Annotated in this window: 25 protein-coding genes; 17 read left to right on the plus strand and 8 right to left on the minus strand. The window is 70.6% G+C overall.

The genetic code is table 11. From position 1 onward, the window contains the following. Window positions 1–216: 216 nt before the first annotated feature. The gene (locus OG972_RS29560) at window positions 217–1248 is read left to right on the plus strand and encodes an NlpC/P60 family protein (RefSeq protein WP_266986554.1); all 1032 of its coding nucleotides are present in this window, start codon (window positions 217–219) and stop codon (window positions 1246–1248) included. A gap of 28 nt (window positions 1249–1276) precedes the next feature. After that, on the plus strand, window positions 1277–2524 hold the full coding sequence (locus OG972_RS29565; RefSeq protein WP_266986556.1) for a hypothetical protein: 1248 nt from the start codon (window positions 1277–1279) through the stop codon (window positions 2522–2524). Here OG972_RS29565 and OG972_RS29570 read toward each other — a convergent pair. After that, a complete protein-coding gene (locus OG972_RS29570) occupies window positions 2481–3767 on the minus strand; it encodes a glycosyltransferase family 87 protein (RefSeq protein WP_266986558.1) in 1287 nt (428 codons plus the stop codon). The genes OG972_RS29565 and OG972_RS29570 overlap by 44 nt on opposite strands. A gap of 98 nt (window positions 3768–3865) precedes the next feature. Between OG972_RS29570 and OG972_RS29575 the strand changes: the two genes are divergently transcribed. Next, window positions 3866–5008 (plus strand): glycosyltransferase family 4 protein, encoded by a 1143-nt coding sequence (locus OG972_RS29575; protein WP_266986560.1) that lies wholly within the window; start codon window positions 3866–3868, stop codon window positions 5006–5008. A 65-nt stretch (window positions 5009–5073) separates the two neighbouring features. On the opposite strand, the gene OG972_RS29580 is transcribed toward OG972_RS29575, so the two are convergent. Further along, window positions 5074–6870, minus strand: a complete 1797-nt coding sequence (locus OG972_RS29580; protein WP_266986562.1) for a long-chain fatty acid--CoA ligase — start codon at window positions 6868–6870, stop codon at window positions 5074–5076. A gap of 281 nt (window positions 6871–7151) precedes the next feature. On the opposite strand from OG972_RS29580, the gene OG972_RS29585 reads away from it, so the two are divergent. The 6 genes from OG972_RS29585 (at window position 7152) to OG972_RS29610 (ending at window position 12282) form a co-directional block, all read left to right on the plus strand. Then, on the plus strand, window positions 7152–7958 hold the full coding sequence (locus OG972_RS29585; protein ID WP_266986564.1) for a metallophosphoesterase: 807 nt from the start codon (window positions 7152–7154) through the stop codon (window positions 7956–7958). Between the two features lie 105 nt (window positions 7959–8063). Next, window positions 8064–8513, plus strand: coding sequence for an SRPBCC family protein (locus OG972_RS29590; protein ID WP_266986565.1), 450 nt, complete (start codon window positions 8064–8066; stop codon window positions 8511–8513). Window positions 8514–8517: 4 nt separating this feature from the next. Further along, the gene (locus OG972_RS29595; protein WP_266986567.1) at window positions 8518–9855 is read left to right on the plus strand and encodes an ArsA family ATPase; all 1338 of its coding nucleotides are present in this window, start codon (window positions 8518–8520) and stop codon (window positions 9853–9855) included. Window positions 9856–9961: 106 nt separating this feature from the next. Next, window positions 9962–10420 (plus strand): DUF5304 domain-containing protein, encoded by a 459-nt coding sequence (locus tag OG972_RS29600; RefSeq protein WP_266986569.1) that lies wholly within the window; start codon window positions 9962–9964, stop codon window positions 10418–10420. A gap of 75 nt (window positions 10421–10495) precedes the next feature. Beyond that, window positions 10496–11437 (plus strand): ROK family glucokinase, encoded by a 942-nt coding sequence (locus tag OG972_RS29605; RefSeq protein ID WP_037696990.1) that lies wholly within the window; start codon window positions 10496–10498, stop codon window positions 11435–11437. Between the two features lie 80 nt (window positions 11438–11517). Continuing rightward, window positions 11518–12282: an endonuclease/exonuclease/phosphatase family protein gene (locus OG972_RS29610; RefSeq protein WP_266986572.1), complete on the plus strand. Its 765-nt coding sequence runs from the start codon at window positions 11518–11520 to the stop codon at window positions 12280–12282. A 45-nt stretch (window positions 12283–12327) separates the two neighbouring features. On the opposite strand, the gene OG972_RS29615 is transcribed toward OG972_RS29610, so the two are convergent. Further along, a complete protein-coding gene (locus tag OG972_RS29615) occupies window positions 12328–12978 on the minus strand; it encodes a hypothetical protein (protein WP_266986574.1) in 651 nt (216 codons plus the stop codon). Next, a complete protein-coding gene (locus OG972_RS29620; RefSeq protein ID WP_266986576.1) occupies window positions 12971–13750 on the minus strand; it encodes a carboxylesterase in 780 nt (259 codons plus the stop codon). Before OG972_RS29620 ends, OG972_RS29615 begins: the two co-directional genes overlap by 8 nt. A 196-nt stretch (window positions 13751–13946) precedes the next feature. On the opposite strand from OG972_RS29620, the gene OG972_RS29625 reads away from it, so the two are divergent. The 5 genes from OG972_RS29625 to OG972_RS29645 all read left to right on the plus strand — a co-directional run bounded on the left by OG972_RS29625 (window position 13947) and on the right by OG972_RS29645 (window position 18995). Further along, window positions 13947–14690, plus strand: a complete 744-nt coding sequence (locus OG972_RS29625; RefSeq protein ID WP_266986578.1) for a 1-acyl-sn-glycerol-3-phosphate acyltransferase — start codon at window positions 13947–13949, stop codon at window positions 14688–14690. A gap of 51 nt (window positions 14691–14741) precedes the next feature. Continuing rightward, on the plus strand, window positions 14742–15977 hold the full coding sequence (locus OG972_RS29630) for a MacS family sensor histidine kinase (protein ID WP_266986579.1): 1236 nt from the start codon (window positions 14742–14744) through the stop codon (window positions 15975–15977). Continuing rightward, window positions 15974–16684 (plus strand): response regulator transcription factor, encoded by a 711-nt coding sequence (locus OG972_RS29635; protein WP_266986580.1) that lies wholly within the window; start codon window positions 15974–15976, stop codon window positions 16682–16684. Before OG972_RS29630 ends, OG972_RS29635 begins: the two co-directional genes overlap by 4 nt. Window positions 16685–16836: 152 nt before the next feature. Further along, window positions 16837–17865 carry a 6-phosphofructokinase gene (locus OG972_RS29640; protein WP_266986582.1) on the plus strand — a complete coding sequence of 343 codons (1029 nt, stop codon included), beginning with the start codon at window positions 16837–16839 and terminating at the stop codon, window positions 17863–17865. A gap of 77 nt (window positions 17866–17942) precedes the next feature. Then, window positions 17943–18995: a 2-hydroxyacid dehydrogenase gene (locus OG972_RS29645; protein ID WP_266986584.1), complete on the plus strand. Its 1053-nt coding sequence runs from the start codon at window positions 17943–17945 to the stop codon at window positions 18993–18995. A 49-nt stretch (window positions 18996–19044) separates the two neighbouring features. On the opposite strand, the gene OG972_RS29650 is transcribed toward OG972_RS29645, so the two are convergent. Next, entirely contained in the window at window positions 19045–20931 is a 1887-nt protein-coding gene (locus OG972_RS29650; protein WP_266986586.1) for an anthranilate synthase family protein, read from the minus strand. Between the two features lie 94 nt (window positions 20932–21025). Then, window positions 21026–21082 (minus strand): trp operon leader peptide, encoded by a 57-nt coding sequence (locus OG972_RS49615; protein ID WP_107063558.1) that lies wholly within the window; start codon window positions 21080–21082, stop codon window positions 21026–21028. Window positions 21083–21184: 102 nt separating this feature from the next. On the opposite strand from OG972_RS49615, the gene OG972_RS29655 reads away from it, so the two are divergent. Continuing rightward, complete coding sequence (locus tag OG972_RS29655; protein ID WP_266986588.1) at window positions 21185–22531, plus strand: class II 3-deoxy-7-phosphoheptulonate synthase; 1347 nt, start codon at window positions 21185–21187, stop codon at window positions 22529–22531. A gap of 168 nt (window positions 22532–22699) precedes the next feature. Beyond that, window positions 22700–23032 (plus strand): bacterioferritin-associated ferredoxin, encoded by a 333-nt coding sequence (locus OG972_RS29660; protein WP_266986590.1) that lies wholly within the window; start codon window positions 22700–22702, stop codon window positions 23030–23032. 32 nt (window positions 23033–23064) lie between these two features. On the opposite strand, the gene bfr is transcribed toward OG972_RS29660, so the two are convergent. After that, complete coding sequence (gene bfr / locus OG972_RS29665) at window positions 23065–23544, minus strand: bacterioferritin (RefSeq protein WP_266986592.1); 480 nt, start codon at window positions 23542–23544, stop codon at window positions 23065–23067. Between the two features lie 154 nt (window positions 23545–23698). On the opposite strand from bfr, the gene OG972_RS29670 reads away from it, so the two are divergent. Beyond that, window positions 23699–24331, plus strand: a complete 633-nt coding sequence (locus OG972_RS29670; RefSeq protein ID WP_266986594.1) for a sulfite oxidase-like oxidoreductase — start codon at window positions 23699–23701, stop codon at window positions 24329–24331. Between the two features lie 27 nt (window positions 24332–24358). Here the strand turns inward: OG972_RS29670 and OG972_RS29675 are convergent, their stop codons facing one another. Further along, window positions 24359–24928, minus strand: a complete 570-nt coding sequence (locus OG972_RS29675; RefSeq protein WP_266986596.1) for a DUF4396 domain-containing protein — start codon at window positions 24926–24928, stop codon at window positions 24359–24361. Window positions 24929–24948 lie beyond the last annotated feature (20 nt).

The raw sequence follows: 24948 nt of genomic DNA on the forward strand, positions 1-24948 counted from the left end.
GCGCCCCGCACAGACAGTCCGCCCCGCCGGAGACCACAGGTCACCGGCGGGGCGCCGTCGTTCGCGACCCGCATCCACCCGGCATGACCGTTCGTGCGCTCCGTAGTCGCCCGACTACTGTCTGCCTGCTGTGCGGCTCCTGTCCGTCGGTCCGCCCGTCCCGGGCGGCAGGGAGCCGCGTACGTCTGCGTACAGCGGAAGGGAGTGCGGCGTCCTGTGGTGTCCCATCGCCGTTCCACACAGCCCGGCGTCAACCGGAGTGTCCGGGTCACAGTCCTGTCCGCGGCCGCGGCGACCGCCGCCGCCACGCTCGGGGCGGCAGCCGCGCACGCCGACCCGAAGGACACGCCCCGGACCGCCGGGGCCGAGATCGACCGGCTGTACAGCGAGGCCGAGCACGCCACCGAGCAGTACAACAAGGCGGGGGAGAACGCCGACCGGCTGCGCGGCGAGCTGAACCGGGTCCAGGAACGGGCGGCCCGTGGTCAGGAACGGATCAACCGGATGCGCATGGCGCTCGGTTCGGCCGCCGCCGCGCAGTACCGCTCCGGTGGCATCGACCCCTCGCTCGCCCTGCTGCTCTCCGCCGATCCGGACAGCTACCTCGACCGGGCAGCCACCCTGGACCGGCTGAACGCCCGTCAGGCCACCGCCCTGCACGAACTCCAGCACGCTCGGCGCGGCCTCGCGCAGGTCCGTGCGGAGGCCGCCCGCTCGCTCGCCGGCCTGGAGCGCAACAAGGCGGCCGCCATCCGGCACAAGCGGACCGTCGAGGGCAAGCTCCGGCAGGCCCGGCAGCTGCTGGCCGCGCTGCCCGCCGCGGACCGGGCGGCCTTCGACCGCGCCTCACGCTCAGGCCGCGACGCCTCGTTCTCCGCCCTGGCCGATCTGCCGGCCGGCTCGTCCCGGGCGGCGGCCGCCGTCATGGCCGTCCGCCGGGCCGTCGGACTCCCGTACATCTGGGGCGCCAACGGACCCGTCGGATTCGACTGCTCCGGGCTGATGCAGTGGGCGTACGCCCAGGCCGGTGTCAGCCTGCCGCGCACCTCGCAGGCGCAGCGGTACGCCGGCCACATGGTGCCGCTCTCCCAGGCCCGCCCCGGCGATCTGGTCGCCTACCGCTCGGACGCCAGCCACATCGGGATGTACGTGGGCAACGGGCAGGTGATCCACGCCCCGTACCCGGGCGCTCCGGTCCGCTACGACCCGGTCGGCATGATGCCGGTCTCCTCGGTGACCCGCGTCTGACCCGCGTCTGACCCGTACCCTCGGTCACGTGGCTGATCAGGGGTGCACCGCAGGGCGGGGACATGACGGACGGAGGCGCGCGGCGGGAGCGGCGCTCGCCGGGCTGCTGCTCGCGTCCGCCTGCACGGCCCCTGCCCCCGCCACCCCCGACCCCACCGTCCGGGCCGTCAGCGCCACCCTGGACCGCCGCGCCGCCGCTGTCCTGGACCACGACCCGGACGGCTTCCTCGCCGCACTCGCTCCCGGGGCCACCGCGCTGCGGGCAGCCCAGCGCCGCGAGCTGGCCCATCTCGCCGACGTGCCGCTGAGCTCATGGGCGTACAAGGTGACGGACGTGCGCAGGCACGGAGCCGACCGGGCCACCGCCGACGTCGAGTTGCGCTACCGGATCGCGGGCTACGACAGCGCTCCGGTCACCGCGGACCGGGTGCTCGACCTGGAGCGGGACCCGGCGGACGGCCGCTGGTACATCACCGCGGACCGGGCCGGCCGGGACGGCGACCGGCAGCTGTGGCAGCAGGGCGACGTCCAGGTCGTACGGGGCAGGCGAAGTCTCGTCCTCGGTGTGGGGCGGACGACGACGGAGCTCCGCGCGATCGCGGACACCACGGACCGTGCGGTGCCCGCCGTCTCAGCCGCCTGGCCGGAGCGCTGGGCCGGCCGTGTGGTGGTCCTCGTACCGGAGACGACCGACGACATGGCCGGGCTGCTGGGGTCACCGGCGGCGAACTATCGGGGCATAGCGGCCGTCACGACCGGTGAGACCGGTGGCCGGGCGCCCGCGGACCGGGTGATCGTCAACCCTCAGGCGTACGCGACGCTCGGCACGTTCGGGCAGCGGATCGTCCTCACCCACGAGACCGCCCATGTCGCCACCCGCGCCCGCACCTCCGCGTCCACCCCGACCTGGCTCTCCGAGGGCTTCGCCGACTGGGCGGCCTACCGCGCCGAGCACCGGACAGCCGAGCAGGCCGCGCCCGAACTGGCCGATGCGGTCCGGCGCGGTGAGCTGCCCGCCGAACTGCCCACCGACGAGGAGTTCGGGTTCGCGGGAGACTCCGGGCGCCTCGCGAGGGCGTACGAGGGCGGCTGGCTGGCTTGCGCACTCATCGCCGACCACTGGGGCGAGAAGAAGCTCTTCGCCTTCTACCGGGCCGTCGGGGGGCACTCAGGACGGGACGGAGCGGTGGAGCAGGCGATGCAGGACGTGCTCGGCACGACCCCGCAGGATTTCACGGCGCGCTGGCGGGAGTATCTGCGGTCCCGTCTCGGCTGACCTGCCCCGCCGGACCGGACGACTGGACCGGCAGCCGGTGCCGGTCCCGGCGGACCGGCGCGGGCACCGTCTCCTTCCACAGCCGCCGGGACGCGACCAGGGTCGCCGCGACGAGCAGACCGTTGCGTACGAACATCAGCGTCACGCCCTGCGCGTCGCTGGTCACCACGTGGATGAACCCGAGCGGGAACTCCAGCTGGGTGACGCCCGTCGCGACCAGCACCAGAACGGCCGGCAGCCCCATCCGGCTGGGCCGGAAGGCCAGACAGACCGCCGCTAGACCGACCAGCCACAGCATGTACTGGGGGCTGATCACCCGGCTCGTGGTCGTGAACAGCAGCACCGCCGTGAACGCCGCGTCGGCCGGCGTGCTCACCCGGAAGTCACGGGCCAGCAGCCGCCACACCACCAGCCAGCCGAACGCGACGAGGCTCAGCCCCAGCGCCAGCGTGCTCACCAGCTGCACATGCGGCCCCAGGAACTCCAGCGACCCGTAGTTCAGCTCCACCCGGCCCTGCCAGCCGAACTGCCGCGCCACATGGAAGACCAGCGCCCCCAGCGACTCGACCTCGGTGCCGCGGTCGCGCTGGAACCCGAGAAAGGCCAGCGCTCCCGGCAACGCGGCCGTGCACACCACCAGCAGCCCGGCCGCCGTCACCACCGCCGCCGTCCATGAGCGGCGGGTCGACTCCCCGCGCGCGGTCCCGGCCAGCAGCAGCACCGGCCACACCTTCAGCAGCGCGCCGAAGGCGGCCAGCGCCCCCAGCACCCGCGGATGCCGTACCCCCGCCAGCAGCGCCGCGACCGCCACCGCCGTCACCATCACGTCGTACCGCGCGTACGCGGTCGTGCCGAGCAGGGGCACCCCCGCCACCCACACCCAGCCGCCCGCAGTCCGCCTGCCGGTACCGCGGCCCGCGTACAGCAGCAGGCCGAGCACCAGCGCGTCGCAGAGGCAGGCGAGGACGAAGAAGGCCGACGCGTAGTCCAGGAACGGCAGCAGTGCGGGGGACAGGATGGCGAGAGCCGCGACGGGCGGGTACTGCCAGGTGACATCGCCCAGCGGATACGTGCCGGTCTTCAGCACCTCGGACCAGCCGTGGTAGATCACCGAGACGTCGCTCGTTACGTCGGGGCCCGGCAACGTGACGACCTTGAAGACGCAGAGCAGCAACGCGGCCCTGGTGAGCGCCCACACCGCGACGGGTGCGAGAAATCTGCCGGTGCCGCCTGTTGCTGTCATGCTCGCGCCCATCCCCTTCGCCGGTGGCTCCGAGCCATGATGCACGGCGCATCTGTGGGCGAGCCATCAAGCCGGGCCGTTCGGTACTGTCGGCGGCGATGGACAAGACCTTGATCGTGACCAACGACTTTCCGCCCCGACCCGGCGGTATCCAGGCATTTCTGCACAATATGGCACTCCGCCTGGACCCCGGCCAGCTCGTCGTCTACGCCTCCACCTGGAAGCGGAGCCCCGAGGGCGTCGCGGCCACCGCCGCCTTCGACGCCGAGCAGCCGTTCACCGTCGTCCGTGACCCCACGACGATGCTGCTGCCGACCCCGCGGGTGACCCGGCGCGCGGTCCGGCTGCTGCGCGAGCACGACTGCACCTCCGTCTGGTTCGGGGCCGCTGCCCCCCTCGGGCTGATGGCACCGGCACTGCGGAGGGCGGGTGCCCGGCGACTGGTCGCCACCACCCACGGGCACGAGGCCGGCTGGGCCCAACTTCCCGCGTCCCGCCAGCTGTTGCGCCGGATAGGCGAGGGCACGGACACGATCACCCACCTCGGCGAGTACACCCGCTCCCGGATCGCCGGCGCGCTCACCCCCGAGGCCGCCGGCCGCATGGTCCAACTGCCGCCCGGCGTCGACGAGAAGACCTTCCACCCGGGCTCCGGCGGGGACCGGATCCGGGCCCGGCTCGGACTCTCGGACCGGCCCGTCGTCGTCTGTGTGTCGCGGCTGGTGCCCCGCAAGGGCCAGGACACCCTGATCCTCGCGATGCCCGCGATCCTGGCGCGGGAGCCGGACGCCGTCCTGCTGATCGTCGGCGGCGGACCGTACGCCAAGGAGCTGGAGAAGCTGGCCGCGGAGACCGGCGTCACCGACTCGGTGCGGTTCACCGGACCGGTGCCCTGGGAGGAGCTGCCCGCCCACTTCGGCGCGGGCGACGTCTTCGCCATGCCGTGCCGCACCCGTCGCGGCGGCCTCGACGTCGAGGGGCTCGGCATCGTCTACCTGGAGGCGTCCGCGACCGGACTGCCGGTGGTGGCGGGCGACTCGGGCGGCGCCCCCGACGCCGTACTCGACGGCGAGACCGGCTGGGTGGTGCGGGGCGGCTCCGTCGAGGAGACCGCCGACCGCATCGCCACCCTGCTCGGCGACCCCGAACTGTGCCGGCGGATGGGGGAGCGGGGCCGGGCCTGGGTCGAGGAGAAGTGGCGCTGGGACCTGCTCGCGGAGCGCCTCAAGACGCTGCTCTGAGATACGGGGAGGGGCTCGCACGACCAGTCGTGCGAGCCCCTCCCCGTACACCTGCAACCGCGGGATCAGCCGCGGTAGATCGACTCCACCTCGTCCGCGAAGTCCTTCGCCACCACATTCCGCTTCAGCTTCAGCGAGGGCGTGATGTGGCCGGCCTCCTCGGTGAACTGCGAGGTCAGGATGCGGAACTTGCGTACGGACTCCGCCTTGGACACCGCCGCGTTGCCGTCGTCCACCGCCCGCTGCACCTCGGCCAGCAGCTCCGGGTCCTCGCGCAGCGACACCGCCGTCGAGCCGGCCGGCTTGCCGTGCTCCTCGGCCCAGTGGCCCAGGAACTCCTCGTCCAGGGTGATCAGCGCACCGACGAACGGCCGCCCGTCGCCGACCACCATGCACTCCGCGACCAGGGCGTGCCCGCGGATCCGGTCCTCGATCACTGCGGGGGCGACGTTCTTGCCGCCCGCCGTGACGATGATCTCCTTCTTGCGGCCGGTGATCGTCAGATAGCCGTCCTCGTCGAGGGTGCCGATGTCGCCCGTGTGGAACCAGCCGTCGGCCAGTGCGTCGGCCGTCGCCGCCTCGTTGTTCCAGTAGCCCGCGAACAGATGCTCGCCGTGCAGCAGCACCTCGCCGTCGTCGGCGATCCGGACGACCGAGCCGGGCAGCGGCTGGCCGACCGTACCGATCTTCTGCCGGTCCCACGGGTTGAACGCGGTGGCCGCGCACGTCTCCGTGAGGCCGTAGCCCTCCAGCACCGTGAAGCCGATGCCGCGGTAGAAGTGCCCGAGCCGCTCGCCCAGCGGCGCACCGCCCGAGATCGCGTACTCGCCGCGGCCGCCGAGCACGGCGCGCAGCTTGCTGTAGACCAGCCGGTCGAAGACCTTGTGCTTGAACTTGAGGCCGATGGACGGACCCTGAGGGGTGCCGAGCGCACGGCTGTAGGCGATCGCGATGTTCGCGGCCCTGTCGAAGATCTTGCCCTTGCCGTCGGCCTGCGCCTTGGCACGCGCCGAGTTGTAGACCTTCTCGAAGACCCGCGGCACACCGAGGATCAGCGTCGGCCGGAACGCGGCCAGCTCATCGGTGAGGTTCTTGATGTCCGGTACGCAGCCGAGCCGGATCGGGGCCATCACCGCGGCCACCTCGACCAGCCGGCCGAAGACATGGGCCGCGGGCAGGAAGAGCAGTACGGAGCACTCGCCGGTACGGAAGAGGGGCTTCAGCCGCTCCACCACGTTGCCGCACTCGGCGAAGAAGCTGCGGTGCGTGAGCACACAGCCCTTGGGGCGGCCGGTGGTGCCCGAGGTGTAGACGATGGTGGCCGGGTCGTCGGCCTTGGCGCCGGCGCTGCGCAGGTCGACGGTCTCGTCCGAGACCTCCGCACCCGACGCGGTCAGCTCGTCGACCGCGCCCTTGTCGATCTGCCATACGTTGCGCAGCTCCGGCAGCCGGTCGCGCATGGCGGCGACGGACTCGGCATGCCCGTCGCTCTCCACGATCACCGCGACCGCGCCGGAGTCGCCGAGGATCCACTGGACCTGCTCGGCGGAGCTGGTCTCGTACACCGGGACGGTGACCGCGCCGGCACTCCAGATCGCGAAGTCCAGCTGCACCCACTCGAAGCGGGTACGGGACATCAGACCGACCCGGTCGCCGGGCTGCACGCCTGCGGCGATCAGGCCCTTGGCGGCGGCTCTGACCTCGGCCAGGAACCGAGTGGCGGTGACATCGGTCCACACGCCCGCCACTTTGCGGCTCATCACCGCTACATCGGGATGCTGAGCGGCATTGCGGCGGATGAGATCCGTCAGGTTGCCGTCCGAGGGGACCTCGTACAGGGCCGGAAGGCTGAACTCGCGCAAGACTGCTGCTCCTCATCGGGCTCCGGTGCCACGGCTCCGTGTGACGCACCGGCTGCGGTCCAAGATTGGCAGGGTGCTCAGTGGGGTGAGCACGACTGGACTGCCCGGACGTTACCCACCAGTACTCGGTTCCGGATAGGGGGTTCCGGCCAGATGTTTTATGCGTCACACATATCGGTGGTCCTCGCGCGCACAGTAGTGCACCCAGATGACAAGCACGAAGTATCCGCAGGTCCGACGGGCTCTACCCAGGCCGTCAGCGGCGCCCTAGGGTGATCGTTATGCCAGCTGGAGCGAACAGCCGCGAGGGTGCCACCGCACGTCGTACGCGGATCCACGTGGTCAGCGACGTGCACGGGAACACCGAAGCCCTGGCCCGGGCCGGGGACGGCGCCGACGCCCTCGTCTGCCTGGGTGACCTGGTGCTCTTCCTCGACTACGCCGACCACTCGCGCGGCATCTTCCCCGAACTCTTCGGCGTGGAGAACGCCGACCGGATCGTCGAGCTGCGCACCGCCCGCCGCTACGAGGAGGCCCGTGACTTCGGCCGCGGGCTCTGGGCGGGCCTGGACCGCAACGCAGCCATCGTCGGGGCGGTGCGCCATCAGTACGCCGAGATGTTCGCGGTCTTCCCCACGCCGACGTACGCCACGTACGGCAATGTCGACATCCCCGACCTCTGGCCCGAATACGCCCGCCCCGGCACCACCGTCCTGGACGGCGAGCGCGTCGAGATCGGCGGACGTGTCTTCGGCTTCGTCGGCGGCGGGCTCCGGACCCCGATGCGCACCCCGTACGAGGTCAGCGACGAGGAGTACGCCGCCAAGATCGAGGCGGTCGGCGAGGTGGACGTCCTGTGCACGCACATCCCGCCCGACGTGCCGGAGCTGACCTACGACACCGTGGCGCGCCGGTTCGAGCGCGGCAGCAGGGCGCTCCTCGACGCGATCCGCCGGACCCGCCCCCGCTATGCCGTCTTCGGCCATGTCCACCAGCCGCTGGTACGCCGGATGCGGATCGGGGCCACCGAATGCGTCAACGTCGGGCACTTCGCCTCGACCGGCCGGCCCTTTGCCCTGGAGTGGTGACCACACGGACCCGACCCTGGGACGATGCGCCCCGCGCACGCGATAGCCTTCTGGCGGCAGGCATCTGCCGACCGACCGGTACACCGCACTGGAGGAGCCACAGCGATGGCTGAACACACCAGCTCGACCATCACGATCGAGGCGGCACCGGCCGACGTCATGGGCGTCATCGCCGACTTCGACCGGTACCCGGAGTGGACCGGTGAGGTCAAGGAGGCCGAGGTCCTCGCCAAGGACGAGCAGGGCCGCGCCGAGAAGGTCCGGCTGGTCCTCGACGCCGGTGCGATCAAGGACGACCACACGCTCGCCTACACCTGGACCGGCGACCACGAGGTCAGCTGGACCCTGGTCAAGTCCCAGATGCTGCGCGCCATCGACGGCTCCTACGCACTGGCCCCGCTCGGCGACGGCAGCCGCACCGAGGTTACCTACCGGCTGACCGTCGACGTCAAGATCCCGATGCTCGGCATGATCAAGCGCAAGGCGGAGAAGGTCATCATCGACCGCGCGCTGGCCGGTCTGAAGAAGCGCGTCGAGTCCGTCCCGCGGGGCTGACCGGATGCGTACGGTCCTCGTCACCGGCCCCGGCGGCGCCGGCCGTACCACTGTCGCGGCGGCGACCGCACTGGCCGCAGCCCGCCGCGGCCGCCGCACGCTGCTGCTTTCCGCCGACGCCATACCCGGTTTCCCCACCGGCACGGAACCCACCGAGGTCACCGAGGGACTCCGGTTCGCCCGCATCGACTCCGGCGAGCACTTCCGTACCGAACTTCTCTCCCTCCAGGACCAGGCGTCCTCCGTGCTCGACCTGCTCGGCGGGAACCGGCTCGACGGCGAGGAGCTGACCGAACTCCCCGGCAGCGCCCAGCTCGCCCTGCTGCACACCCTGCGCCGGGCGACCCGGGGCGACTGGTCGCGCGACAGCTACGACACCCTCGTCGTCGACCTGCCCCCGCTGCGCGAAGCCCTCGCCGTGCTCGCCCTGCCCGAACAGCTGCGCCGCTATCTGCGCCGCCTGCTGCCCCCGGAGCGCCAGGCCGCCCGCGCCCTGCGCCCGATGCTCGCCCAGCTCGCCGGCGTCCCGATGCCCGCACAGTGGCTGTACGAGACCGCCGCCCGCCGGGACGCCGAGCTGGCCTCCGTCCAGGCCCTGGTCGAGGACCGCAGCACCACGGTCCGCCTCGTCGCCGAACCGGGACCCGCCGCCGAGGACGCCCTGCGCACCGCGCGCACCGGACTCGCCCTGCACGGACTGCGCGTCGACACGCTCACCGTCAACCGGGTCCTGCCCAGGCACTCCTCCGACCCCTGGTTCGCCGATCTCGCCGCCCAGCAGGAGAAGTGCATCGACCACTGGTACGAGGAGTGGGTGCCGGTCGCGTCCCTGTGCGAGGTGCCCCATCTCGGCCGGGACCCACAGGGGCTCGACGACCTCAGCCTCCTCGACACTTCGTCGACCTGCACCACCTTCGAGGCGGCGGGCACCGGTGGCGGGCTCTTCGCGGGGGACGGTCTCGCCGTCGAGCTGGACGACCGGCCGGACGGACGCGCCCAGGACCCCTGGTGGATCGAGGACCCGAACGCCCCGGACGGCCACGACGAGCTGCGGGAACTGCTCCGCGGCAGACCGGACGCCACCGTCTCGCCGCGGCCGGCCGTCGGTGAGGACGGCGACGGCGTCCTGGTCTGGTGCCTGCCGCTGCCCGGAGCCGTCAAGGAGGACCTGCAGCTGGTCCGGCGCGGCGACGAACTGCTCCTGACCGTCGGCCCGTTCCACCGGATCGTGCCGCTGGAGTCCGGGCTGCGCCGCTGCACCGTCTCCGGCGCCGCACTGACGGACGGGGTGCTGCGGGTCCGGTTCACGCCGGACCCCGCACTGTGGCCGCGGACCTCCTGAACGGCGTACCACCGTTCGGGTAACGTCGGTAGTACGCGTCCCGTATGCGGCGGTGGACCACACCCCCGCACGCCCGACGTCCGCAACCACGTCGCAGGAGTCCGCCATGAGCGAAGCCACCGATCGTCCCGTCGACGACGACGCGTGGGCCAAGGCCTGCGCCGAGGACCTGGAAGCCGAGAAGGCCCGTCGCCGCGCCGAGTACGGCCCGCCCGCCGGTTCCGCGGCCGAGGAGCTGCGCAAGCTGGTCGACGCCGTGGCCGACAAGGTCGCCTCCCTCAATTCACCGCTGTTCGGCGTCGCCGCCCAGGGCGCCGTACAGCAGGTGATCAAGCAGGCGAAGGCCGCCGTCGAGCCCGTCATCGAACGCAATCCGGACGTCTTCGACCACATCGCCGCGGCCGGCAGCGAACTCCTCGCCGCCTACCGCTCCGCCGTCGAGGGCCAGGAACGCCGCTGGACCCAGGACGCCACCGACCCCGGTGGCGCCTCGGAGAAGGCCGGCGACCCCACCGACCCGCGCGACGACGACAGCGGGCCGGGCGAACACATCGACCTGGACTGACCGGCACCGATAGGGCGGGGAGCGGCGCTCGGGTACGGTTGGCCATAGCGGGGCTCGACCGAAACTGAGGGATTCATGGGACTCACCATCGGCGTCGATATCGGCGGCACGAAGATCGCGGCTGGAGTGGTCGACGAAGAGGGCCGGATCCTCTCGATGTTCAAGGTGCCGACCCCGCCGACGGCTGAAGGCATCGTGGACGCGATCGCGGCGGCAGTGTCCGGCGCCAGCGAGGGACACGAGGTCGAAGCGGTCGGCATCGGCGCTGCCGGATATGTCGACGACAAGCGCGCCACGGTGCTCTTCGCGCCGAACATCAACTGGCGGCACGAGCCGCTGAAGGACAAGGTCGAGCAGCGCGTCGGCCTCCCCGTCGTCGTCGAGAACGACGCCAACGCGGCGGCCTGGGGCGAATACCGCTTCGGCGCAGGCCAGGGCCACGACGACGTCATCTGCATCACGCTCGGCACCGGCCTCGGCGGCGGCATCATCATCGGCAACAAACTGCGCCGCGGACGCTTCGGTGTGGCCGCCGAATTCGGCCACATCCGGGTCGTCCCGGACGGGCTGCTCTGCGGTTGCGGCAGCCAGGGCTGCTGGGAGCAGTACGCATCCGGGCGCGCGCTCGTCCGGTACGCGAAGCAGCGTGCCAACGCCACCCCGGAGAACGCCGCGGTCCTTCTCGCCCTGGGCGACGGCACGGTGGACGGCATCGAGGGCAAGCACATCAGCGCGGCCGCCCGGCAGGGCGACCCGGTGGCGATCGACTCGTTCCGCGAGCTGGCCCGCTGGGCCGGCGCCGGACTCGCCGACCTCGCCTCGCTCTTCGACCCGTCCGCGTTCATTGTCGGCGGCGGCGTCTCGGACGAGGGCGAACTCGTCCTCGGCCCGATCCGCAAGTCGTTCCGGCGCTGGCTGATCGGCGGCGAGTGGCGGCCGCACGCCCAGGTGCTCGCGGCCCAACTGGGCGGCAAGGCAGGCCTGGTGGGCGCGGCGGACCTGGCCCGCCAGGGCTGAGCCCACCACATCACGGACAACATCGGACGCCCGTCGCGCCCTCACCGGGAGCGGCGGGCGTCCGTCGTATGGTGAGCCGTATGGTCATGACAGAGCTGCCCGACTCCCGTACCGAGCCGGACGGTTCGGCCGTCATCAGAGTGCTCAGCTACAACATCCGGTCGATGCGCGACGACCGTGAGGCGCTGGCCCGCGTCATCCGCGCCTGCGCACCCGATCTGGTCTTCATCCAGGAGGCCCCGCGCTTCTTCCGCTGGCGCAAGCGCGCCGCCTGGCTCGCCGCCCACACCGACCTGGTGGTCCTCTCCGGCGGCGCCACCGCCGCCGGGCCGCTGCTCCTGTGCTCGCTGCGCGCCACCGTGGAACGCACGGAGGACCTGCTGCTGCCGCGTACCCCCGGACTGCACCGCAGAGGCTTCGCCACGGCGGTGGTACGGATCGCGGGCACCCGGATCGGGCTGCTGAGCTGCCATCTGAGCCTGCGCCACGAGGAGCGCGTGGTCCAGGCGGACCTGCTGCTCGACCGGCTGGACGCCATGCAGGTCGAGCACGTCATCGTGGCCGGCGACCTCAACGACGCACCGGAGGGGAAAGCCTTCCAGTTGCTTGCCGGGAGGCTCCAGGACGGCCGGTCCGTCCGGCCGTGGGGTGGCGAGCTCACCTTCCCGGCCCACGATCCGCGGCTGCGCATCGACGCGGTCTTCGCGAGCAGAGGCATCGAGGTCCTCGGCTGCGGAGTCCCGTCGGGACTGCCCGGCGTCACGGAGCAGGACCTGCGCGCGGCCACCGACCATCTGCCGGTACTGGCCGCGCTCAGGGTGCCCGCCCTGTCCTCGCTCGCCTGAGGGCTGCTCGTTCCCCCCCAGCCGGCCTGATCCGGGGGAGCCGGCTCAGACCACCGCGCCGCGCCCGGGGTCGTCGTCATCCTCGTCGTCGTGCTGCATCCGCGCGACCAGGGTGACGAAGCCCCCCAGGAAACCGCCGATGCAGACCGTGGTGAGCCACCACGTCATCTCCCACTGCAACAGGACGGCGAGCAGCATCAGCACCGGTCCGCCGACGACCGCGAGCCAGGCGAACTTCGCCGTGACATCGGCCTCCGGCAGCGGAGGCGGCTCCGGCGGGACGAAGTGCCCCTCGTCGCTGTCGTCCGCGTCGTCGTCCGTCGGCTCCGCCACCTCGTAGTCGCGGGGACCACCGACACCGGGGGCAAAGACGACCGAGCTGCCGAGCGGCTTCTCCGGCGGTTTCTTCTTCTTGATGCCCTTGTCCGGCTCCAGGACGTTGCGCTCGCCGTCCTCCAGGAGCGCGAGGCCGTCGATCGACTTGAACGGCTTGGCGCCCGGCGGGTCCGGCGGCTCCTCGCCGTAGCCCGCGACGATCGCCTCCCAGGCGGCGTCCTCGTCGAGCGCGTCACCCTGACCGGGCCCCCCGGGGACGTGTGGCGCACCCGCGCCCTTCTCGGGCACGGCCGTTCCCTCGGTGGGGCGCGGTTCGCGCTCCTCCTCGCTGCCCGCGCGCTCCGCGTCGTGCTCAGCCACCTGACGTGCTCCCCTTCTTCCCGACGCTCGGAGCGAGGCGGCCGATGAACGAGTAGCTCTCGTCGAAGATCCGCTCCGCATCGTGGTCCAACGTCGCCACGTGGTAGCTCTGTTCCAGCAGGATCTCCTCGACGTCCGTGGACGACACCCGGCTGAGGATCCGCGCCGAGTCCGCCGGCGGCACCACATGATCCTGCGGGCTGTGCAGCAGCAGGAGCGGCTGGGTGACCTGCGGCAGCTCCGCGTCGACCAGCCGGAAGAGGTTCCGCAGGGCGTGCGCCGCGTGCAGCGGCACCCGGTCGTAGCCGATCTCGACGGAGCCTTCCCGGGCGATGTCGTTCGCCACCCCCTTCGTGGACGGCAGCAGATGGCGGACGACCGGCAGCGCGTACGCCGCCAGGCCATGCACCTTGTTGCCCGGATTGACGAGCACCAGACCGCTGATCGCGTCCCCGTGCTTCGCCGCCAGCCGCAGCGACAGCGCGCCGCCCATGGACAGCCCGAACACGAAGACCTGACGGCACCGCTCCGACAGGGCCCGCAGCTCCCGGTCCACCTCCGCGTACCAGTCCTGCCAGCCCGTGACCTGCATGTCCTCCCAGCGGGTGCCGTGCCCGGGCAGCAGCGGCAGCGCGACCGTGAGTCCGCGCTCCGCGAGATATTCGGCCCAGGGGCGCAGCGACTGAGGCGAACCGGTGAATCCGTGACAGAGGAGGACGCCGACCTCTCCGCCCTCGTGGCGGAACGGCTCGGCTCCAGGAAGGACCGGCACCGGGGTCTCCTGTTCGTGAGGCTCGAAAGGGAGCGAAAGGGGGAGTGCAAGAAGGATTACTTCACCGTACGCGACCGGACTGACACCGACCAGGGCCGTCACAGGTCACGGCCGTGCTTCGGCCCCGTGCCGGGCAGGACACGGCGGCAGCACCACGGGTTAAGGTCAATGCGACAGCACACAGGAGGCACCCGAGTTGATCTACGGCGCGATGAAGTTCTCCATCGGCGGGTCATTGAAGCTCGCCTTCAGGCCGTGGGTGGAGGGCCTGGAGAACATCCCCGCTCAGGGGCCGGCGATCCTCGCGAGCAACCATCTCTCGTTCTCCGACTCCTTCTTCCTGCCGGCCGTGCTGGACCGCAAGGTCACCTTCATCGCCAAGTCCGAGTACTTCACCGCGCCCGGCGTGAAGGGCAAGCTGACCGCCGCCTTCTTCAAGGGCGTCGGCCAGCTCCCGGTGGACCGGTCCGGTGCCCGCGGTGCCGGTGAGGCGGCGATCAAGGCCGGCATCGAGGTCATCGAGAGCGGCGGGCTCTTCGGGATCTACCCGGAGGGCACCCGGTCGCCCGACGGCCGCCTCTACCGCGGCAAGCCCGGGGGTCTGGCCCGGGTGGCGCTTGCCACCGGAGCACCCGTCATCCCCGTGGCGATGATCGACACGGAGAAGATCCAGCCGCCCGGTCAGGTGATCCCCAAGCTGATGCGCCCGGGCATCAGGATCGGCAAGCCGCTCGACTTCAGCCGCTACCACGGCATGGAGGGCGACCGCTTCATTCTCCGCTCGGTCACCGACGAGGTGATGTACGAGATCATGAAGCTCTCCGGGCAGGAATACGTCGACATCTACGCGACCGCGGCCAAGCGCCAGATCGCGGACGAGGCGAAGCGCCGCGCGGAGGAAGAGAAGCACGCGGGCAGAAAACCCGGCACGCAGGGGTGACGGAACAGCCGGCGCGTCACCGCGTCGGTGTCCGTCCGGGGGGTGGGGGACATGGCCAAGCGCGAGCGGGTCGTACGGATGTCGGTCGAACAGCCGCTGTGGCGCGCGCTGACCGCGTACCGGCTTCTGACGATGGTCTACGCGATCCTGCTGGCCACGTTCGGCTGGGAGAAGAAGTACGAGCGGCCCTGGGTGGCTGTCACCTTCCTGGCCGTCATGGCCGTCTGGACGCTCGCCACCCTCCCGAAGGTCGCGAACGCCGCGAGCTGCACCAAGCGGTTCCTCGGCGCCGACCTCGTCGTCGCCCTCGTCGGCATCCTCCTCACCCCGCTCGCCGACTTCGACGCCCAGCACTTCGACGGCCCGACCCTGCCGTCCATCTGGACCGCGGGCTCCGTCCTGGCGTTCGCGATCAAGGGCGGCTGGCGGTGGGCGGCGCTGGCCTCCACCTTCGTCGCCGTCGCCAACATCATCGAGCGCGGCGAACCCAGCCGCGACACCTTCCACAACGTGCTGCTGGTCTGGGTCGCCTCCATCGCCATCGGGTACGTCGTCGAGGTCGCCCGCGCCAGTGAGCGCACCCTCGCCCGCGCCCTGGAGATCGAGGCGGCGACCCGGGAGAGGGAGCGGCTGGCCCGCGACATCCACGACAGCGTGCTCCAGGTCCTCGCCATGGTGCAGCGCCGCGGCACGGCACTGGGTGGCGAGGCCGCCGAGCTGGGCCGGATGGCAGGGGAGCAGGAAGTCGCTCTGCGCACCCTGGTCTCCAGCGGTCTGGTGCCCACCACCCGGGTCTCCGAGGACATCTCCGAGGGCGCGGTGGTCCGTACGGTCGAGGTCGACGACCGGGAGGACGGCCCGTCCGGTCCGGCCGACTGCGATCTGCGCGCCCTGCTGGCCCCGCACGCCGGCTCCCGGGTCAGCTTCGCGGAGCCCGGTGCTCCGGTTCTGCTCGCCCCGGCGGCGGCGAAGGAACTCGCGGCCGCTGTCAGTGCCGCCCTGGACAATGTCAGGGTGCACGCCGGCCAGGACGCCCAGGCGTGGATACTCGTCGAGGACTGGCCGGACGAGGTGATCGTCACGGTGCGGGACGACGGCCCCGGCATCCCGGAGGGGCGGCTGGTCCAGGCCGAGGGGGAAGGCCGGATGGGGGTCGCCCTGTCGATCCGGGGGCGGCTGCGCGACCTGGGCGGCACAGCAGAGTTGATTTCGGTGCCCGGCCAGGGCACCGAGGTCGAGTTGAAGGTTCCGAAGGTTTCACGGGGGAAGGCAGGATCCGGCCGATGAGTACGGAGAACACCGCGAGCGCCGAGAGCGCGCAGGACGCCGAGCAGCGGACCATCAGGGTGATGGTCGTCGACGACCATCCGATGTGGCGCGACGCCGTCGCCCGTGACCTCGCCGAGTCCGGCTTCGACGTGGTGGCGACCGCGGGTGACGGACCGCAGGCCGTGCGCCGGGCGAGGGCCGTCACCCCCGACGTCCTGGTCCTCGACCTGAACCTGCCGGGGATGCCCGGCGTCGAGGTCTGCAAGGAACTCGTCGGCTCCCACCCGGGCCTGCGGGTCCTGGTGCTCTCGGCGAGCGGTGAGCACGCCGACGTACTGGAAGCGGTGAAGTCCGGCGCCACCGGCTATCTGCTCAAGTCGGCCAGTACGCAGGAGTTGACCGAGGCCGTGCGGAGCACCGCCGTCGGCGACCCGGTCTTCACCCCGGGCCTCGCCGGACTGGTGCTCGGCGAGTACCGCAGGCTGGCATCCGAGCCCGCGCCCGTCGCGCCGGACGAGCCGAAGGCGCCGCAGTTGACGGACCGGGAGACCGAGGTGCTGCGGCTGGTCGCCAAGGGACTCTCGTACAAGCAGATCGCCGAGCGGCTGGTCATCTCGCACCGCACCGTCCAGAACCATGTCCAGAACACCCTGGGCAAGCTCCAGTTGCACAACCGGGTGGAGCTCGTGCGGTATGCGATCGAGCGCGGCCTCGACGACGCGTGAGCTCAACGGTGTCCGATCTCAACGGCGTGAACGACGGCTGTGATCAACTGCGCCTTGTTGCAGGGGAATTGACCATCCGACCCATCCCGGAGTGACCTGGATCACCATTAGCGTGGTCGCCAGCGAGCTCACTTCGGCGAAGGGATGCTTCCATGCGGGTCGGAGTACTGACCGGGGGCGGCGACTGCCCCGGACTCAACGCGGTCATCCGCGCCATCGTCCGCAAGGGCGTGCAGGAGTACGGCTACGACTTCATCGGCTTCCGGGACGGCTGGCGCGGCCCGCTGGAGGGCGAGACCGTTCCGCTCTCCATTCCGGCGGTGCGCGGCATCCTGCCGCGCGGCGGCACGATCCTGGGTTCCTCGCGGACCAACCCCCTCGCCGCCGAGCACGGCGTCCGCCGGATCAAGGACAACCTCGCCAAGTACGAGGTCGACGCGCTCGTCACCATCGGCGGCGAGGACACCCTCGGTGTGGCGGCGACCCTGTCCGACGAGTACGGCATCCCATGCGTCGGCGTGCCCAAGACCATCGACAACGACCTCTCTGCCACCGACTACACCTTCGGCTTCGACACGGCGGTCGGCATCGCCACCGAGGCCATCGACCGGCTGCACACCACCGCCGAATCCCATATGCGGGTCCTCGTCGTCGAGGTGATGGGCCGCCACGCGGGCTGGATCGCGCTCCATTCCGGGCTGGCCGGCGGTGCGAACGTCATCCTCATCCCGGAGCAGCGCTTCGACATCGACCAGGTCTGCGCCTGGGTCACCTCCCGCTTCAGAGCCAGCTATGCGCCGATCGTCGTGGTCGCCGAGGGCGCCATGCCCGCCGAGGGGGAGATGATCCTCAAGGACGAATCGCACGACTCCTTCGGTCATGTCCGGCTCTCCGGGGTCGGCGAATGGCTGGCCAAGGAGATCGAGCGGCGGACCGGGAAGGAGGCCAGGACCACGGTCCTGGGCCATGTCCAGCGCGGCGGCACGCCCAGCGCCTTCGACCGGTGGCTGGCCACCCGCTTCGGGCTGCACGCCATCGAAGCCGTCCGGGACGGCGACTACGGCGTGATGGTCGCCCTACGCGGCACGGACATCGTGCGGGTGCCGATCGCCGATGCGACCGCCCGGCTCAAGACGGTCGATCCGGCGCTCTACGCGGAGGTCGGCGTCTTCTTCGGCTGACTGCGAGCGGCGCACCAGGGATACGGGCCGTATATTCGCGGCTATCCGGCCCGTCATTCTGCTTGTCTGGAGAAATCGTGGAAATCCTGGCATTCGGTGTGCAGTCCGACGAGAAGCCGCTGATCGAGAAGGCCTTCGCCGGACAGCACGAGGTCCGCTGCCTGGACGTATTCCTCAACAAGGACACCGCACCCATCGCGGCGGGCTACGAGATCATCTCCACCAGTGTCAACGCCGACCTGGGCAGCGGCGTTCTGCAGACGCTCGCCGCGGGAGGCACGCAGATGATCGCCCAGCGCTCCACGGGCTTCAACAACATCGACCTCGATGTCGCCGAACGTCTCGCCCTGCGGGTCGCCCGGGTCTCGTACTACTCGCCGTACTCGGTCGCCGAATTCGCCTGGACGCTCGCCATGGCGGTCAACCGCCGCATCATCCGCGCCGCGAGCCGCACCCGCGACTTCGACTTCCGGCTCGACGGTCTCCTCGGCCGGGACATGCGCGGCCGCACGGTCGGCGTGATCGGCACGGGCAAGATCGGCGAGGCCTTCACCCGTATCGCCCATGGCTTCGGGATGAAGCTGCTCGGCTGGGACGTGGCCGAGAACCCCGCCTGCACCGAACTCGGCATGACCTACGTCGAGAAGGAACAGCTCCTCGCCGAGTCCGACCTGATCAGCCTCCATGTCCCGCTGCTGCCGGCGACCCATCACATCATCGGCGAGGACGCCCTGGCCGCGATGAAGGACGACGCGATCCTGATCAACTCCAGCCGTGGCGGACTGGTGGACACCTCGGCCCTGGTCACCGCATTGCGGGCGGGCCGCTTCACCGGTGTCGGACTCGATGTGTACGAGGCGGAGGCCGGGCTCTTCTTCCTCGACAAGTCCCTGGAGGTCGTCGACGACGACACCCTGGCCCGGCTCGTCACCTTCCCGAACGTCATCGTCACCTCGCACCAGGCGTACTACACGGAGGACGCGGTGGCGCAGATCATCGACGCCACCGTGCAGAACGTCGCCGACTACCTGGCCCGCCGCCGCAGCGACAACGTCCTCGTCCCCAGACCTCCCCAGGACCAGGGCCATTCCTTCGGATCAGCCCGGCCCGATCCGAAGGAAAGGCCCTGAGGCCCCGGACCGCCTCGGCGGAATCCGGAGCCCCCGTCCGCGTCCGCGGTCAGCCGGGCACGGGCAGCCCCGCCAGCAGCTCGGCGACGATCGACGCGCCGCGCAGCGTCAGCACCGACTCCGGGTGGAACTGCACCGACGCGAACCCGCCCCCGCGCAGCGCGTGCAGCTCCCCGGTGGCCGCGTCCCGGCTCACCTCGATGGAGTGCGCGGCCAGCTCGGTGACCGTCTCGTCGTCGCAGCGTGCGGTGAAGCTGTTGTAGAAACCGACCGTCTCCGGGCGCCCGAACAGCTCGATCCTGGTCTGCGCGCCCTGGTACGGCACGGTCTTGCGGACGATTTCCAGACCCAGCTCCGCCGCGATCAGTTCATGGCCCAGACACACCCCCAGCAGCCCGTGCCGGTGCTCCCGCACCAGCTCCGCGGCGAACTCGCGCAGCAGCCGCATCTTCGGATCGCCGGTGTCGGCCGGATCCCCGGGCCCGGGGCCCAGCACGACCGGGCCCGTGTGCGCCCGTACGGTTTCGCGCAGCCCCGGCTCGTCGTAGCGGTGCACCGACACCTCAAGACCCGAGGCGCGCAGCAGATGCGCCAGCATCGCGGTGAAGGTGTCCTCCCCGTCGATCACCAGCGCATGGCCGGAGAGCTCCTGCGTGCGCTCCTGCATCCGCAGCCAGAACGGCGCGAGCCCGTCCCGCCGGGCGTCCAGGGCGGCCCGCACCCGGGGGTCGCCGGCCAGTTGCGGACGCGCCTCCTTTGCCCGAGGCCGTCCCGGCCGCACGCCCAGTGCGGTCAGTACCCCCGCCGCCTTCGCGTGGGTCTCGGCGACCTCGCTGTCCGGATCGGAGTGGCGTACGAGCGTTGCCCCGACCGGCACCCGCAGCCGCCCGCCGGCCGCGATGTCGGCGGTCCGGATCAGGATCGGCGAGTCCAGGGTCTGTGCCCCGCCCGGCTCCTGCCGCAACAGGGCCAGCGCGCCCGCGTAGTAGCCGCGGCCGCAGGGCTCGTACCGCTCGATCACCCGGCACGCGTTCTGCACGGGCGAGCCGGTGACGGTCGCGGCGAACATGGTCTCCTTCAGCACCTCCCGCACATCCAGCGAGGAGCGCCCGCGCAGCTCGTACTCGGTGTGCGCGAGATGCGCCATCTCCTTGAGCCGCGGCCCGATCACCACGCCGCCCATGTCGCCGACGGTGCACATCATCTTCAGTTCCTCGTCGACCACCATGGAGAGCTCCTCGGTCTCCTTGCGGTCGCCGAGGAAGGTCAGCAGGCTCTCGGCGGTCGGTCCTTCGGCGGGGTAGCGGTACGTTCCGCTGATCGGGTTCATCACGACCGTCCCGCCGGACATCCGCACATGCACCTCCGGGCTGGCGCCGACCAGCGTCCTCTCCCCGGTGTGCACGACGAACGTCCAGTACGCACCCCGCTCACCGGCCAGCAGCCGACGGAACAGGGCCAGCGCGTCGGTCCGCCCGAACCCCGGGATGTCACCCTGGAAGGTCCGCCGGATGACGAAGTTCGCGCCCTCGCCCTGCCCGATCTCGTCCTCGACGACCCGTCGGACGATGCCGGCGTACTCCTCGTCGGGGACGTCGAAGGCGCCACCCTCGACCCGTACGTCATGGGTGGGCAGCTCGGCGAGCACCTCGTCCAGCGGAAGCTCGTACGTCTCGTCCGCGACCATCACGGACAACGGCGTCCCGTCGTCGCGTACGTCGAATCCGCGCTCGGCGATCTGCCGGAACGGCACCAGGGCGAGCGAGGGCTGCGGTCCGACCGGGAGACCGGCGAGCCGGTCCGCCTCCCGGACCCGGCCGATCAGCACCTCGACGATGTCGTGGTCGTGACCGGGGGTGCGCCTGCGCAGCAGCGCGAACGGCGGGCAGTCGTCCCGGACCAGCCGGGCGAGGACGGATGCGGTGCGATGAGGCATGGGGTGGTGTTCCTTCCGGATGGAGGAACGGCCCCGAAACGCAGAGAAGGCCGCCCCTCGGGCGGCCTTCGCGTGGTCTGTCGCGCGCGATGAATCAGTGGGCCGCCGGATGAGCGGTCCACCACCAGTTCTGGTGCGTCTGCGCGAACATGTCCGAACCCTATCGGACGCCCGGTCCATCCGAGCGCGCGTCTCAACTATTGAGCGTACGGATGGACGCCCCCCTGGACCCCGTAATGTTGTGGTTGTGACCGTGAACGCCAATACCTCCGTCGCCGGTGGCAACACCTGGCGAGACCTTCCCGCGGCGCAGCAGCCCGAGTACCCCGATGCCGAGGCTCTGCGCGATGTACTCGCGGACCTCGCGTCGTATCCGCCGCTCGTCTTCGCGGGCGAGTGCGACCAGCTGCGCGCCCGCATGGGAGCCGTCGCCAAGGGCGAGGCGTTCCTGCTGCAGGGCGGCGACTGCGCCGAGGCCTTCGACGCCGTGTCGGCCGACCACATCCGGGCCAAGCTGAAGACGCTGCTCCAGATGAGCGCCGTCCTGACCTACGCGGCCTCCGTGCCCGTCGTCAAGGTGGGCCGGATCGCCGGCCAGTACTCCAAGCCGCGCTCCAAGTCGACCGAGACCCGCGACGGCGTGACCCTGCCGACCTACCGCGGCGACTCCGTCAACGGCTTCGCCTTCACCGAGAAGGCCCGCGTCCCGGACCCGGACCGGCTGAAGCAGATGTACCACGCATCCGCTTCCACGCTGAACCTGGTCCGTGCCTTCACCACCGGTGGTTACGCCGACCTGCGCCAGGTCCACGCCTGGAACCAGGACTTCGTGAAGTCGTCCCCGTCCGGGCAGCGTTACGAGGCGCTGGCCCGCGAGATCGACAACGCGCTGAACTTCATGAAGGCGTGCGGCACGGACCCGGCCGAGTTCAAGGCCGTCGAGTTCTACTCCTCGCACGAGGGGCTGCTGCTGGACTACGAGTCGGCGCTGACCCGCACCGACTCGCGCACCGGTGAGCTGTACGACACTTCCGGTCACATGGTCTGGATCGGTGAGCGCACCCGCCAGATGGACGGCGCGCACATCGAGTTCGCCTCGAAGATCCGTAACCCCATCGGCATCAAGCTCGGCCCGACGACCACCGTCGACGAGGCACTCGGCTACATCGACCGTCTCGACCCGGACCGCGAGCCCGGCCGGCTGACCTTCATCGTCCGGATGGGCGCCGACAAGGTCCGCGACAAGCTCCCCGCGCTGGTCGAGAAGGTCACTGCCTCCGGTGCGGTCGTCGCCTGGGTCACCGACCCGATGCACGGCAACACCTTCGAGGCGGCCTCCGGCCACAAGACCCGTCGCTTCGACGACGTCCTGGACGAGGTCAAGGGCTTCTTCGAGGTGCACAAGGGCCTCGGTACGCACCCGGGCGGCATCCACGTCGAGCTCACCGGTGACGACGTCACCGAGTGCGTCGGTGGCGGCCACGAGATCTTCGTGGACGACCTGCACCAGCGGTACGAGACGGCTTGCGACCCGCGGCTCAACCGCAGCCAGTCGCTGGACCTGGCGTTCCTGGTTGCCGAGATGTACCGGGACCAGTAGCCATCACCGCAGGTAGCGCCCGTACGACTGTGGGGCACGGATCGATGTGATCCGTGCCCCACAGGGCGTTCCGGGACTTTTGCCGGCCCCGGATGCCGGGTAAGGTTAGGTTAGCCTCACCGTTCAACGGGGTGGCATCCATGACCATCCTGCCGGGAGGTGAACCGCATGTACGTCTGCTCGTGTTTCGGCATTACGGAGCAGCAGGTCAAGGAACATGCGGACGCCGGGGCGTGCACCCCCCGCCAGATAGCCAACGCCTGCAAGGCGGGCACCGACTGCGGTGGCTGTGTCCGCCGGATTCAGGCGATGCTCGGCCGCGGCGCGTGCGCGCGCCGGGAACTGCTGGACCAGAAGCAGGCCCCTGGTGACGCCCCCGAGCAGACCCCCTCGACCACACCAGGTGCGGCGCCCCGCATTGGCCCGGGCATCGCCCCCGGACGGATCCCGGGCATCGGCCCCGGCCCGATCCCGGGCATCCGGCTCCCCGACGCGGCCTGAACCGGGCTCTCCCGGACCCGGCTGTCCCGGACTCAGCTGTCCGGCTGCTCGATCTGCTGCGCGATGTAGAGCGGCTCGCCGAGCTTCTCGATCAGTTCCAGCTGGGTGTCGAGGTAGTCGATGTGATGCTCCTCGTCCTCCAGGATCGATTCAAAGATATTTGCGGACGTGATGTCGCCCTTCCCCCGCATCAACTCGATGCCGCGCTTGAGCCGGTCGATCGCCTCCACCTCGACCTGGCGGTCGGCCTGGAACATCTCGGTGACCGTCTGCCCCACGCGTACGTGGAAGAGTCGCTGGTAGTTGGGGAGTCCATCGAGGAAGAGGATGCGGTCCGTCAGGGTCTCCGCGTGCTTCATCTCGTCGAACGACTCGGACCGGGTGTACTTCGCGAGTTTCGTCCAGCCGAAGTTGTCCTGCATCTTTGCATGCAGGAAGTACTGATTGATGGCAGTCAATTCGGCGGTCAGCTGTTCGTTCAGGAACTCGAGGACCTCGGGGTCGCCCTGCATCGCAGAGGCTCCTTCCAACCGGTGAACTGGGCAGGTTGGCCGCATCCTCGCACCGCACCCCTCAGTCGTCCAGTAAGTACATGCTTAGTACGAGTTGCCCGAATGGTCGCTGCCCTGGTCATGACCACCCCTGCCTGTCTGTCACCATGGAGGCATGGGTCAGCCGGAAAGCCGGGAATACCGCGAATCAGAGCAGTCCGAGCTTCCGCCGGGTCAGCGACTGCAGCGCGGTTGGCCGGTTACCCACTACGGGCCCGTTCCCAAGTTCAAGCCCGACCGCTGGGAGTTCCGGGTCTTCGGAGCTACTGCGGACGGCGAGAAGCACTGCTGGAACCATCAGGAGTTCTCGGCCCTGCCGTTCTCCTCGGTCGTCGCAGATCTGCACTGCGTCACGAAATTCAGCATGCTCGGGGCCGAATGGGGCGGGGTCCTTGCCCGTACGATCCTGGAACTCGCGCCACCCGCGCCCCAGGTCACGCATGTGATGGTCTGGGCCGAGTACGGATTCAGCGCGAACCTGCGGCTCGCCGACTTCACCTCGGACCGCACGCTTTTCGCCACCCACAAGGGCGGTGAGCTGCTCACCGCGGAGCACGGCTTCCCGCTGCGCCTTGTCGTACCGCACCTGTACGCCTGGAAGGGGCCCAAGTGGGTCCGGGGCGTCGAATACATGACGGCCGATCGCCGGGGCTTCTGGGAGGAGCGCGGCTACCACAACATCGGTGACCCGTGGCGCGAACAGCGCTATTCCTACCAGGAAGAGCCCGGGGAAGGCCCCGAGCTCTGACCTGACGGTCCCGGTGCGGGGCCGTCCTCAGTGGTGGTACTGGTGCACCACCGCGTGGCCCTTGCCGCGGCCGATCATCCACTTGTTGACCGGCGTGGTGACGACGAAGGCCACGGCCAGCGACAGCGCGAGCGCCCCCCAGAACAGCGCGTCGGCGAGCTGTGCGTCCATGGCGCCCGGCCACAGGATGATCACGCCGTTGTCGATCAGTTCCATCACCGCGATGGAAAGAGTGTCGGCGGCCAGGGCGACCCGGAACGCCGTACGGAAGTCGACGCCGGCCTTCAGGATCGAGCGCAGCGTCAGCGTGTAGCCGAAGAAGAACGCCAGGACGATCGCGAGGACCATCGTCTCCGTGTTGCCCCAGCCGAGTGCCGTGCCGATCACCATGCCGAGGATCTCGCCGATGGCGCATCCGGTGAGGCAGTGCAGTGTGGCGCGCGCGGCCATGGCCCAGTCGGCCCGGCCGGGGGAGTGTGCCGCGTGGTCGGCGTGAGCCGAGTGGTCATCGTGACTGCTGCCGCCGTGACCCTGCCCGTGGTGCTCGTGGTGCTCGTGGTGCTGCTGGTGCTCTTCGTCGCGCGTGTCGTGCTGCATGGCGATCCCCCAATGCCGGG

Origin of the sequence: Streptomyces sp. NBC_01669, from assembly GCF_026339735.1 — a bacterium.
Lineage (GTDB): Bacteria > Actinomycetota > Actinomycetes > Streptomycetales > Streptomycetaceae > Streptomyces > Streptomyces yanii.

Coding starts and splice junctions, on each gene's coding strand:
- OG972_RS29595 (WP_266986567.1), top strand. CDS start 8,518: ATGCGTACGGTCCTCGTCACCGGCCCCGGCGGCGCCGGCCGTACCACT.
- OG972_RS29640 (WP_266986582.1), top strand. CDS start 16,837: ATGCGGGTCGGAGTACTGACCGGGGGCGGCGACTGCCCCGGACTCAAC.
- OG972_RS29605 (WP_037696990.1), top strand. CDS start 10,496: ATGGGACTCACCATCGGCGTCGATATCGGCGGCACGAAGATCGCGGCT.
- OG972_RS29575 (WP_266986560.1), top strand. CDS start 3,866: ATGGACAAGACCTTGATCGTGACCAACGACTTTCCGCCCCGACCCGGC.
- OG972_RS29675 (WP_266986596.1), bottom strand. CDS start 24,928: ATGCAGCACGACACGCGCGACGAAGAGCACCAGCAGCACCACGAGCAC.
- OG972_RS29600 (WP_266986569.1), top strand. CDS start 9,962: ATGAGCGAAGCCACCGATCGTCCCGTCGACGACGACGCGTGGGCCAAG.
- OG972_RS29650 (WP_266986586.1), bottom strand. CDS start 20,931: ATGCCTCATCGCACCGCATCCGTCCTCGCCCGGCTGGTCCGGGACGAC.
- OG972_RS29590 (WP_266986565.1), top strand. CDS start 8,064: ATGGCTGAACACACCAGCTCGACCATCACGATCGAGGCGGCACCGGCC.
- bfr (WP_266986592.1), bottom strand. CDS start 23,544: ATGCAGGGCGACCCCGAGGTCCTCGAGTTCCTGAACGAACAGCTGACC.
- OG972_RS29570 (WP_266986558.1), bottom strand. CDS start 3,767: ATGACAGCAACAGGCGGCACCGGCAGATTTCTCGCACCCGTCGCGGTG.
- OG972_RS29670 (WP_266986594.1), top strand. CDS start 23,699: ATGGGTCAGCCGGAAAGCCGGGAATACCGCGAATCAGAGCAGTCCGAG.
- OG972_RS29630 (WP_266986579.1), top strand. CDS start 14,742: ATGGCCAAGCGCGAGCGGGTCGTACGGATGTCGGTCGAACAGCCGCTG.
- OG972_RS29610 (WP_266986572.1), top strand. CDS start 11,518: ATGGTCATGACAGAGCTGCCCGACTCCCGTACCGAGCCGGACGGTTCG.
- OG972_RS29635 (WP_266986580.1), top strand. CDS start 15,974: ATGAGTACGGAGAACACCGCGAGCGCCGAGAGCGCGCAGGACGCCGAG.
- OG972_RS29585 (WP_266986564.1), top strand. CDS start 7,152: ATGCCAGCTGGAGCGAACAGCCGCGAGGGTGCCACCGCACGTCGTACG.
- OG972_RS29660 (WP_266986590.1), top strand. CDS start 22,700: ATGTACGTCTGCTCGTGTTTCGGCATTACGGAGCAGCAGGTCAAGGAA.